The following is a 10,635-nucleotide window of genomic DNA, read 5'->3' as shown; positions in this document are numbered from 1 at the left end:
GCGCCACAACCGCCGGCGTGGGTGTTTTTGGCCGGCCGGGGCTGGTCGCCTGGCGGGCTGGAGTGCGCGGAGCGCACTTCCAGCCCCGCCGGCGTTTGAGGCGCGGGCGCGGTAGCGCCGTACCGGGGTCAGGGGCGGAGCCCCTGGGAACGGTGGAAGGGCGGGTAGGGGACCCGTTCCGCGCAGCGGCAACGCACCCGCACCCGCCCACCGGCATCGGCCACCCGAACCGGCCCCGCCCCGCAGGCCGCCGGACGGAGTCCGGCGCAGCGGCGCGAAGCCGGTAAGGCCCGCCAGGGCCGAGCCGCGCAAGCGCCGCGTCAAGAAGCGGCCAGCGCCCCCGGCAGCGGGGCCGCGTGGAGCGCCGTGAGGCCCGAGACGGCTCGGGTGAGGCAGACGTACAGCCGCCGCAGCCCGGTGCGTTCGTCCGGCTCGCCGTCGACGATGGCCGCCGGCTCGTCCAGGACCACGTAGTCGTACTCCAGACCCTTCGCCAGCGACGCCGGCACCAGCGTCAGCCGGGACTCCACCGTCGTCTCCTCGCCGGGCGACAGGTACGCCAGGCCCGCCTCCGTCAGGGCCTCCGCCAGCAGGGGGATCCGCGCGTCGGCCGCGATCAGGCCGATGGAGCCCTCGTGCACGAGCGACGCCCGGCAGGCGGCGAGGACGTCCGCCGTCAGGTCGGTGGACGGGGTCACCGTCAGCGACCCCGGCGTCTCGCGCACCGACGACACCGGAGCCAGCCCCGGCGAGATCGCCGGCAGCAGCCGCGACGCGTACGCGATCACCTCGCGCGGCACGCGGAAGCCCGCCGTCAGCTCCTCCAGCACCGCCTCCGGCTTGCCCAGGTGCGCCAGGGCCTCGTCCCAGCTGCGCGTGGCCCACGGCGTGGTGCCCTGCGCGAGGTCGCCGAGGACCGTCGCCGAGCCCGTCGTGCAGCGGCGCCCGACCGCCCGGTACTGCATCGGGGACAGGTCCTGCGCCTCGTCGAGGACGACGTGGCCGAGCGAGTGCGTCCGCTCCACCAGGTCCGCCGCCTCGTCGATCAGCACCAGGTCCGCCGCCGACCACTTCGCCGCGCGCATGCTCCGGAACGGCTTCGTCCACAGCAGCAGCTTCTGCTCGTCCTCCGTGAGGAGCCCGTCCGCGTGCACCGCCAGGAACTCCGCGTCCGACAGCAGCCGCAGCACCAGCTTCGCCGGTTCGACCACCGGCCAGACCGCCTTGACCGCCGCCTTCACCGCCGCGTTGCGGGCCACCGCGTCCTGCACCCGGTCGTCCGGCGCCTCGCCCGCCTGCTCCATGCGTACGAGCACCGCGTGCGCGATCCGCTGCGGCAGCGCGTCGCGGGCCGCGCCGTAGCGGATGTCGCGCTCCTGGAGCTCCGTCACGATCTCCTCCAGCTCGTACGCCGGCACCCGCCACCGGCGCGAGCCGCGCACCACCATCAGGGGCTCGGTGGGTGCGGTGACGTGCGAGCGGACCGCGCGGCGCAGCACCTGCGCCATCCGGGCGTCGCCCTTGACCACCGCCGTGGCGGCGGCGTCGGTGCCGCGCACCTCCAGGCCCTCGCGGGCGACGAGGTCGTCGACGGTGGCCTGCTTGACCTCCAGCTCGCCCAGGGCCGGCAGGACCTGCTCGATGTAGTGCAGGAAGGAACGGTTCGGTCCGATGACCAGCGTGCCGGTGCGGGCGAGGCGCTCGCGGTGCGCGTACAGCAGGTACGCGACCCGGTGCAGGCCGACGGCGGTCTTCCCGGTGCCGGGGCCGCCCTGCACGCAGACCGAGCCGGACAGGCCGGAGCGGACGATCTCGTCCTGCTCGGGCTGGATCGTCGCGACGATGTCGCGCATGGGGCCGACGCGGGGGCGCTCGATCTCCTGCTGGAGCAGCTTGCTGACGGCCGCCGCCTCGGCGGGGTCGGAGAGGTGCTCGTCCTCGTACGCGGTCAGCTCGCCACCGGTGTAGCCGAAGCGGCGGCGCAGCCCGACGTCCTGCGGGTCGGCCTTGGAGGCGCGGTAGAAGGGCTGGGAGACCGGCGCGCGCCAGTCGATCACCATCGGGTCGCCCTCGGCGTCGTGGACGTGGCGGCGGCCGATGTAGAACTGCTCGCCCTCGGCGCCCTCGGCGAGCTCCGCGCCCGGGGCGTGCAGGTAGTCGAGGCGGCCGAAGAAGAGCGGGGTGTGGGCGAGGTCGGCGAGGGCCTTGATGCGGTCGTCGATCTGCGCCTGGAGGACGATGGCGTTGACCCAGTTCGCGGTGACGTCGCGGATGTCGAGGGCCTCGACGTCCTCGCGCATGGCGCGCAGGGCGGCGCGCGAGGCGGCCAGGTGGGCCCGTTCGCGGCCGAGCGGATCGGTGGTGGTGCCGGTGGTGGTGTCGGGGGCGTGCGCGGACACGGGGAAGGCCTCCAGCTGCTGTGGTCTGGTGCTGCGTCGGTGCCGTACGTCGGTGCCTCGCGGCAGTACGGAAGCCTCCGGTTTCCGGCCGGAAGGCGGCTCTCCCCGATGGGGCGGCGGGAGGCGGCAAGAGCGGAGATTGTAGTCAGCGGGGCGGTCGCGCGCGAATGGATTCGGGGGCCGGAAGTCCCGAGGGGGGCAGTACCTCCGTACGGGTGTCATACCGGGGAGTGTCAGACCTTGGGCAGAGCCATTAGGGGTTCCCATGGGCCGTGAGGAGGACACGGGAGGACCGGGGATTCCGTCCCTGGGGCGATGTGCGGCAGGGGGGTGGCGGCGCACCATGGATACATGAGCACCGCAACCCTTGCCCCGGTCCAGGGCGGCCTCCCGAGCGGGGCCACCGCCACCTCCGACCACCGTCCCCGCCACCGCGTCGGCGATGTCCTGCGCGCCGCGAAGGTCTTCGCCGCTGCCGCCGTGAGCGTGGTCGTCCTCGGCGAGTACGCCGAGGACTCGGGCGTCATACGCCGCTGACGTCCGGGCCCGCGCCGCGTGCGCTCCGGCGTCCGCCGCCTGCGCTCCGCGTTCCGCCTGCGTCCCGCGTTCCGCCTGCGTTCCGAGGGCCTACGGTACGGCCGGCCGTGGACCTCCTCGCGGAAGCCTGCAAAGCCTTGGCCTGAACCCGGCGGTAGCCGGGTGTCGATCCACTAGGGTCACGCGCGTGACCCGCAGCCCCGATTCCGCTTCCGCCCCCGCACCCCTCGCGGCCGTGCTGGTCACAGGCTCGCTGCTCGTCCTGGGCGTCCTGTGCATCGCCCTGCGCATTCCCACCGCCGACGCCGTCCTCAGCGGCTTCTCCGCCGCCGAGTGGCACCCGCCCAGCGCCTATCCGCCGTTCGCCGCGATCCTCTTCACGCCCGCCGCCTGGCTTCCGGCGGCCGTGCTCAAGGCCGTCCTCGTCCTCGGGAACGCCGGCCTGCTCGCCCTGCTGATCGTGCTGTCCTGCCGGCTCACCGGCCTGCGGGCCCGGCGCGGTCCGGTGCTGGCCGCCACCATCGCCGGGCTGTGGCTGGAGCCGCTGTTCCAGAGCCCGCTGCCCGGCCAGATCAACCTGGCGTTCGCCTGCCTCGCCGTCTGGGACCTCGGCCGGCCGCGCACCGCCCTCGGCAAGGGCTTCGCGCTGGGCGTCGCCGCCGGGATCACCCTGACACCGTCGCTCCTCATCCCGTACCTCGCGGTGACCCGGCGCGTCCGGGCCGCCCTGACCGCCCTGGCGGGCCTGGCCGGCACCGCCCTCCTCGGCCTGCTGGTGCTCCCGGAGGCCTCCGCCGACTTCTGGGCCCACCACGTCCCGGTGACCGGCCGGGCCCTGCTGCGGGAGTGGCCGCACCTGTGGGTGTGGGCCGTACCGCTCCTCACCGCCCTGACGGGCGCGGCCCGCCGCCGCACCCGCCGCCACGGACACCGGGACGCGGTGGGCCGGTCCGGCGGGCCGGCGGCGACAGCGGGCCGGATCCCGGCCCCGCGGCCGCCCTCCGGGGCACCCGTCAGTCGCCCGCCAGGAGCTCGTCCGCGTCCATGATCCGGTAGGCGTAGCCCTGCTCCGCCAGGAACCGCTGACGGTGGGCGGCGAAGTCCTGGTCGATCGTGTCGCGCGCCACGACCGAGTAGAACCGCGCCTCGTGCCCGTCCGCCTTCGGCCGCAGCACCCGGCCCAGACGCTGCGCCTCCTCCTGCCGCGAGCCGAAGGTGCCCGACACCTGGATGGCGACGGTGGCCTCCGGCAGGTCGATCGAGAAGTTCGCGACCTTCGAGACGACCAGCACGTTGATCTCGCCCTCGCGGAAGGCGTTGAACAGCTTCTCCCGCTGCGCGTTCGAGGTCTCGCCCTTGATGACGGGCGCGTCCAGGTGCTCGCCGAGCTCGTCGAGCTGGTCGATGTACTGGCCGATCACCAGCGTCTGCTCGCCCCGGTGCTTGCGCACCAGCGCCTCCGTGACCTTCCGCTTCGTCGCCGTCGTCGCGCAGAAGCGGTACTTCTCCTCCGTCTCGGCGGTCGCGTACGCGAGCCGCTCCGACTCGGTCAGGTTGACGCGGACCTCGACGCAGTCGGCCGGCGCGATGTAGCCCTGCGCCTCGATCTCCTTCCACGGCGCGTCGAACCGCTTCGGTCCGATGAGGGAGAACACGTCCGACTCCCGGCCGTCCTCGCGGACCAGAGTGGCCGTCAGGCCCAGGCGGCGCCGCGCCTGGAGGTCGGCGGTGAACTTGAACACCGGCGCCGGCAGCAGGTGCACCTCGTCGTAGAGGATCAGCCCCCAGTCCCGCGAGTCGAACAGCTCCAGGTGCGGATAGACGCCCTTCCGCTTGGTCGTGAGGACCTGGTACGTGGCGATCGTGACCGGCCGGATCTCCTTGCGCGTCCCCGAGTACTCGCCGATCTCCTCCTCCGTCAGCGAGGTGCGCTTGACCAGCTCGTGCTTCCACTGCCGCGCCGACACGGTGTTGGTGACCAGGATCAGCGTCGTCGCCTTCGCCTTGGCCATCGCACCCGCACCGACCAGCGTCTTGCCGGCGCCGCACGGCAGCACCACCACACCCGAGCCGCCGTGCCAGAAGCCCTCCACGGCCTGCGCCTGATAGGGGCGCAGCGCCCAGCCGTTCTCCTCCAGCTCGATCGGGTGCGCCTCGCCGTCCACGTACCCGGCGAGGTCCTCGGCCGGCCAGCCCAGCTTCAGCAGGGTCTGCTTGATCTGCCCGCGCTCCGACGGGTGCACGGCCACCGTGTCGGCGTCGAGCCGCGCCCCGACCAGCGGGGTGATCCGCTTCGACCGCAGGATCTCCTCCAGCACCGGCCGGTCGGTGCTGGTCAGCACCAGCCCGTGCACGGGGTGCTTGGACAGGGTCAGACGCCCGTAACGGGCCATGGTCTCGGCGACGTCGACGAGCAGCGCGTGCGGCACGGGATAGCGGGAGAACTCGACGAGCGCGTCGACGACCTGCTCGGCGTCGTGCCCGGCGGCGCGGGCGTTCCACAGGCCGAGCGGGGTGATCCGGTACGTGTGGATGTGCTCCGGCGCCCGCTCCAGCTCGGCGAAGGGGGCGATGGCCCGCCGCGCCGCCCCGGCGAGCTCGTGGTCGACCTCCAGGAGGAGGGTTTTGTCGCTTTGGACGATGAGAGGCCCGTTCACGCCTGGTCCCTTTCCGGCGGGTGGCGGCCGCCCGGGCGCGGGCGGCCAAACCTCCAGTCTGCCGCATCCCGCCGCGGGCGCGGGGGTCCCGCCGGGGCCGGGCCGGGGAAAACACGCTGACGCCGCCCGCGGGCGCGGCGTACCGTCCGGGCATGAGTGATGATCAGCAGCCTTTCGTGCCGGACGGCTTCGACGTGCCGCGCACCCTCGCGGGCGACGGCTTCCGGCTGGAGCCCCTCGGCGCGGAGCACAACGCGCGGGACCTCGCCGCCTGGAGCGGGAGCATCGCGCACATCCGGGCCACGCCCGGCTTCGCCGGCCGCCACTGGCCGCCGGTGGAGGGCATGTCCGCCGAGGCGAACCTGGCCGACCTGGAGCGGCACGCGCGGGACTTCGCCGAGCGGCGCGGGTTCACGTACAGCGTGCTGGAAGGGGACGCGGAGGTCATCGGCTGCCTGTACGTCTACCCGTCGAAGGAGCAGGCCGGGCGGGTGCGGGTCAGCTCCTGGGTGCGCGCCGACCGGGCCCACCTCGACGCCGTCGTGTACGGGGCGGTCAGCGCCTGGCTGCGCGAGGCGTGGCCGTTCGGGACCGGGCTGGTCGACTACGCGCCCAGGTGAGGCAGCGGCCCCGCCGGATAGGGGGTCTCGGCCGGCAGCAGCGCCCGGGCGGCGTCCGCGTCGCCCGCGCGGACCAGGCCGTGGATCTCCCGGGCCAGCGGGGTGACGTCGCGGATGGACACCGTCCACTCGTCGGCGTACGCCCGTGAGGCCGGCCCGGACAGGCCCAGCTGCAGCGACCGGTGGGGCAGCGCGTTCAGGTGGAGGTCCCGCTCCGGGTCCCACTGCACCCGGGCCGGGGAACCGGCCAGGGCCGCCTTCCACGCCTCGCGGTCCGCGTGCACGCCCGGCACGTAGTGCGACAGGCAGGCCCCGGCGAGGGCCAGGTCGAAGCCCTCGCGGCTGATCTCGACGGCCAGGACGGTCTCCTGGTCGGCCTTGGTGCCCCAGCCGCAGCGGTACATCATCCACAGGAACGACGGCTTGATCCACGTCATCCGCTCCCGCTTCCAGGCCGGCGGGAACCGCCCGTCGCGGGCCGCGGGCACCCCGAGGTGCGGGGCGTAGGCCTGGTAGACGGTGACGGTGGACGCGGTGTGGGCGGCGCGGATCTGGTGCCGGGGCGTCGCGGATCCGGGTACGGATCCGGGTACGGGTGTGGGTTCGGTTGTGGGTGTGGTCGCTGGTTCGGACATGCCGTCAGGGTGCCCGTCGGCAACCGGGGCCGACCAGTGGTTTTCCCCCGGCGACGCGGCCGGGCGCGGCCTACACCTGGTCCTCCGCCAGCTCCGCCACCCCCGTGATGCGGTGCAGGGCGTACGTGCGGACCTCGTCCGCCGTGTGGTCGTACCCCGTGACGAAGCCGCCCTCCACCCGCACCGGGGCGATGACCCGCTGGCTCGCCGCCCCGTCCGCGTTCACGTACCCGATCCACACCGCCGAACCCGTCAGGGCCGCCGCCTGCACCGTCGCCAGGGTCTCCGCCGCACTCGTGCGCGGCAGCTCCCCCGGAACGCCCGGGGACGACGCGGCCGCCGGCTCCTTGCGGACCGCCGTCGCCGCCAGGTCGCCCGCACGGATCGCCCGCACCGCCGCGCCCAGCAGCGTCGCGTCCGGCACCGGCGGCCCGTCCGGCACCGGCACCGGCGCCGAACGCGCCGGGGTGCGGTGCGCGTCGGCCCGCGCCACCAGCACGTCGCCGGTACCGGACTCGGCCGCCGGTGCGTAGCCCATCGCCCGCAGCCCCTCCAGCAGGGCCGTCGGATCCGCCTGCGCCGCCAGCACCGTCGGCGCGAGACGCCGCAGACCCAGCGCCGCCGACCGCCGGTCGGCCAGGATCTCGCCCAGCATCGCGTCGTCGTCGCAGCGCACGTACGAGGACGCCGCACCGACCCGCAGGTGCCCGTGCCGCCGCGCCACGTCGTCGATCAGGTACGCCAGCGGCTGCGGCACCGGCGTACGGCTGTGCTCGGCGAGGAACGCGTGCAGGTCCGAGGCCGTCTGCCCGGAGTCCAGCGCCCGCCGCACCGAACCCGGAGTGAACCGGTAGACCGTCGCCCCGCCCTTGGACTCCACCTCCGCCAGCACCGCCAGCACCTCCGCCAGCGGACGCAGCAGCGGCCCCGGCGCCACCGCCGTCAGGTCCGCCTGCAGCAGCACGTGGTCCACCGGCTCCGGCAGCAGCGGCGCCAGCAGCCCCGCCGCGTCCCCGTGCTCCAGCAGGGCCCGGCCGAACGCGCTGAGCGCACCCCGCCCGGTCACGCCCAGCACCTCGGCCTCGTGCAGCGCCCACCGCGCGAGCCGGGCCCGCAGACCGCTCGTACCGCGCGCCGGCCGCTCCCACGCCAGCCGCTCCAGCACCGCCTCCGGGTCGGGTACCCCGCCCTCCGGCAGCTCCCCGACCAGGTCCAGGACCCGCCGCCGCACCTCCGGCGCCGCCGAACGGTCCAGGTCCGGGCCCAGCGCCGACAGGGTGCGCCCCTTCGGGTCCTGCTCGCCGACCAGCCCCGGCGTGCGCGTCGCCGGCAGCCACGCCGCTGCCAGCACCGACCACCGCCGGGCGGGCGGCAGGTCCCGCCAGTCGTCGAAGGCGGGCGTCGGCGCGTACCGCTCGTCGGCCTCCCCGTCACTGGCCAGCAGCCCCGCCGCGTACGCCAGCTCCACCCAGAACGCCGCCTCGGACTCCGGCACGTCCAGCGCCGCCGCGGTCCGCTTCAGGTCCCGCACCGCGAGCCCGCCCGCCCGCAGCACCAGCGGGCCCGCGTGCTCCCAGGACTTCACCAGCTCCTCGACGGTGGCCAGCGCAGCCAGCGCCTGTCCCGCCGCGTTCGCGTCCACAAGCTGTGGACGGTGCTCCCGGTGCACGCCCACCGCCGGCGCCAGCGGCTCCGTCCGCCGGTGCGCGAGCCCGCCCCGCAGGTGCAGCGCCACCTCCCGCGGGAGGACGACCGTCCGCGCCGAAGCCGGCAGCAGCAGCCCCCGGTCGCGCAGCCAGCGCACCGGCGGCGCCGGATCCGGGGTCACCTCCCCGTACGGCGGCCCCCACACGAGCCGCCCCAGCACCTGGTGCGCCTCCGCCGGAGCCGCGTCCAGCAGCGCCGACATCCGCTCCGGGTCGGTGAACAGCCCGGTCAGCGCGGCCACCGCCGACACCGGGTCGTGGGTCGGAGGCAGCCCGGCCGCCGCCACGATCTCCTGCACCCGGGTCGGCGACATCCCCGCCGTCGCCTCCGCGACCGTCGGCCCGAGCCCGGTCGGGGAGGGCCGCTGCGCGGAGGGCGCCAGCAGCTCCCGGGCGGTGCGGACCAGGCGCAGCCGGTCGTCGTCCCCCCACACCAGAGCCTGGTCCCGCAGCGTGCCCAGGGCCCGCGGGAGCGCTTCGCGGGCCGCGGCGTCCTCGCCGCCGCTGCCGGTGAGCAGCTCCTCCAGCACCGGGTACGGGCACGGGTCCGGGGCCACCGCGAGGGCCTCGGCCGTCTGCAGTGCGAACCGGTCCAGCCGGTCCAGGGCGCGCACCACCGAGGCCCGGGTACCGGCCCGGGTGGCCAGCTGGGTGACGTCGCCGGGCACCGGGTTCAGCAGATCGGGGCGGGCGTGGAGCAGGGCGGTGAGCGCCACGTCGTCGCGGGCGCGGAGCGCCTCGGCGAGGGAGCGCGGGGCGTTCGCCGCAGCGGTACTTGCCTCGGGCACGTTGGTCGCCTCCTGGTCACGCCCGGCGGACCGCCGTCCGGTCCCCATCCGGCCAACGGTATCCGCTGCGTCGTCGGCCGCTCCACGGACGCACGCGCTACCGTCGGGGGCGTGGGGATCGAGAGCGACCATCTGGTCTACGAATATCTCAGCCGCGTCGGGGACTTGGCGGCGCGGCGGCAGTTGTCGTCCGGGGACCGGATGCGGCTGGTTTCGGGGCTGCGGGACGAGATCGACCGGCGCCGCGCCAAGTACGAGCCCGACACCCCGGATGCCGTGCGCGGGATCCTGGACCGCATCGGCACGCCCGAGGAGGTCCTCGACACGGTCGGCGCGGCGCGCGCGGCGGCTGCCCCGGCGGTGCCGGCGGTACCGGCCCAGCGGAACACCGAGAACCTCCCGCAGAACGTCCCCCCGCACCTGGCCGGGCTCGACGAACTCGGGCCCTCCGGCGGGGCCGACCCCGACTGGTGGAGCCTGTCCCCGGGCGGCTCCCGGCGGGGGCCGCAGGTGGAGGGCTTCGCGGGCGGCATCGAGATCCCGGACCTCTTCGGGGAGGAGGCGGAGGAGGAGCGCAAGGCGCGGGAGGCGCGGGAGGCGGGGAAGTCCGAGCCCGACGCCGCCGCCGGCCCGGCCGCCGCGGCGGGGGGCCTCGTACGGTTCCTGCGCGACCGGCGCGAGAAGAAGAAGGCCGCCGCCCCCGAGGGGGAACCCCGGCCCCGGCCCCACGCGTTCCTCGTCCTGGCGGCGCTGCTGCTCCTCGCGGGGGCGCTCACCGGGTACTGGCTGCTGCTCGGCGCCGGCGCGCTGGTGGCGTACGCCTCCCGCGTGCTCGGGCCCCGCGAGCGCAAGTGGGTGCTCCTCGGCCTGCCCGCCGCCGTCTTCACCCTGGCCATGCTCTGGCTCTGGGGTCGTGCCTCCGGCCACTGGGGCACCCCCATCCCCTCCGAGCAGGTCGGCCCGTCCTTCCAGTCCCTCTGGCCCACCCTGGCCCGCACGGCGGGCGCGGTCACGGCGGCGTACCTGCTGTGGCGGTCGCGGCGGCGGTAGGGGTCGCCAGGGGCGGTACCCCCGGGGCGGTCTCGGGGAGGGGCCGGAGGGGCGGGCCGGTCAGCGACAGGGCTAGGCCGTCTCTTCCGGATCTGGCCTGACCCGCGCCGCCCGGCACCGCACCTCGCCGCGTTGGCGGTGCACCCGAGTACGTCCAGTACAAGGGCGCCCCGCCAACGCGCCGATGCACGGCACCGGACGACGCGGGCTTAACCGGCAAGATCCGGAAGAGACGGCCTAGGC

General features: G+C 75.4%; 8 protein-coding genes. 4 read left to right on the top strand and 4 right to left on the bottom strand.

Annotation, left to right across the window (positions count from 1 at the left end):
* Positions 1-320 precede the first annotated feature (320 nt).
* Positions 321-2,300: a HelD family protein gene (locus ACIPW5_RS39755; protein WP_401256377.1), complete on the bottom strand. Its 1,980-nt coding sequence runs from the start codon at positions 2,298-2,300 to the stop codon at positions 321-323.
* A gap of 450 nt (positions 2,301-2,750) precedes the next feature.
* On the opposite strand from ACIPW5_RS39755, the gene ACIPW5_RS39750 reads away from it, so the two are divergent.
* Together ACIPW5_RS39750 and ACIPW5_RS39745 are read left to right on the top strand one after the other, a co-directional pair.
* Positions 2,751-2,936, top strand: coding sequence for a hypothetical protein (locus ACIPW5_RS39750; RefSeq protein WP_401256375.1), 186 nt, complete (start codon positions 2,751-2,753; stop codon positions 2,934-2,936).
* Positions 2,937-3,123: 187 nt separating this feature from the next.
* Positions 3,124-3,984 (top strand): glycosyltransferase family 87 protein, encoded by an 861-nt coding sequence (locus tag ACIPW5_RS39745; protein WP_401256372.1) that lies wholly within the window; start codon positions 3,124-3,126, stop codon positions 3,982-3,984.
* On the opposite strand, the gene ACIPW5_RS39740 is transcribed toward ACIPW5_RS39745, so the two are convergent.
* Positions 3,950-5,593 carry a DNA repair helicase XPB gene (locus ACIPW5_RS39740; RefSeq protein WP_401256369.1) on the bottom strand — a complete coding sequence of 548 codons (1,644 nt, stop codon included), beginning with the start codon at positions 5,591-5,593 and terminating at the stop codon, positions 3,950-3,952. The two genes, ACIPW5_RS39745 and ACIPW5_RS39740, sit on opposite strands and share 35 nt — an antisense overlap.
* A gap of 152 nt (positions 5,594-5,745) precedes the next feature.
* Between ACIPW5_RS39740 and ACIPW5_RS39735 the strand changes: the two genes are divergently transcribed.
* The gene (locus ACIPW5_RS39735) at positions 5,746-6,213 is read left to right on the top strand and encodes an N-acetyltransferase (protein ID WP_401256367.1); all 468 of its coding nucleotides are present in this window, start codon (positions 5,746-5,748) and stop codon (positions 6,211-6,213) included.
* On the opposite strand, the gene ACIPW5_RS39730 is transcribed toward ACIPW5_RS39735, so the two are convergent.
* Both ACIPW5_RS39730 and ACIPW5_RS39725 read right to left on the bottom strand, forming a co-directional pair.
* Positions 6,198-6,848: a DUF4291 domain-containing protein gene (locus ACIPW5_RS39730; protein WP_401256365.1), complete on the bottom strand. Its 651-nt coding sequence runs from the start codon at positions 6,846-6,848 to the stop codon at positions 6,198-6,200. The genes ACIPW5_RS39735 and ACIPW5_RS39730 overlap by 16 nt on opposite strands.
* Positions 6,849-6,918: 70 nt before the next feature.
* Positions 6,919-9,342, bottom strand: coding sequence for a helicase-associated domain-containing protein (locus ACIPW5_RS39725; RefSeq protein WP_401256362.1), 2,424 nt, complete (start codon positions 9,340-9,342; stop codon positions 6,919-6,921).
* A gap of 111 nt (positions 9,343-9,453) precedes the next feature.
* Between ACIPW5_RS39725 and ACIPW5_RS39720 the strand changes: the two genes are divergently transcribed.
* On the top strand, positions 9,454-10,392 hold the full coding sequence (locus ACIPW5_RS39720; protein ID WP_401256359.1) for a hypothetical protein: 939 nt from the start codon (positions 9,454-9,456) through the stop codon (positions 10,390-10,392).
* Positions 10,393-10,635 lie beyond the last annotated feature (243 nt).

The sequence above is a fragment of the Streptomyces sp. NPDC090077 genome (assembly GCF_044747545.1).
Classification (GTDB): Bacteria; Actinomycetota; Actinomycetes; order Streptomycetales; family Streptomycetaceae; genus Streptomyces.
This window is presented reverse-complemented; position numbering and strand designations above follow the sequence as displayed.

Excerpts from the sequence above, each read along its gene's own strand:
- ACIPW5_RS39730 (WP_401256365.1), bottom strand. The coding sequence starts at position 6,848 with ATGTCCGAACCAGCGACCACACCCACAACCGAACCCACACCCGTACCC.
- ACIPW5_RS39750 (WP_401256375.1), top strand. The coding sequence starts at position 2,751 with ATGAGCACCGCAACCCTTGCCCCGGTCCAGGGCGGCCTCCCGAGCGGG.
- ACIPW5_RS39755 (WP_401256377.1), bottom strand. The coding sequence starts at position 2,300 with ATGCGCGAGGACGTCGAGGCCCTCGACATCCGCGACGTCACCGCGAAC.
- ACIPW5_RS39735 (WP_401256367.1), top strand. The coding sequence starts at position 5,746 with ATGAGTGATGATCAGCAGCCTTTCGTGCCGGACGGCTTCGACGTGCCG.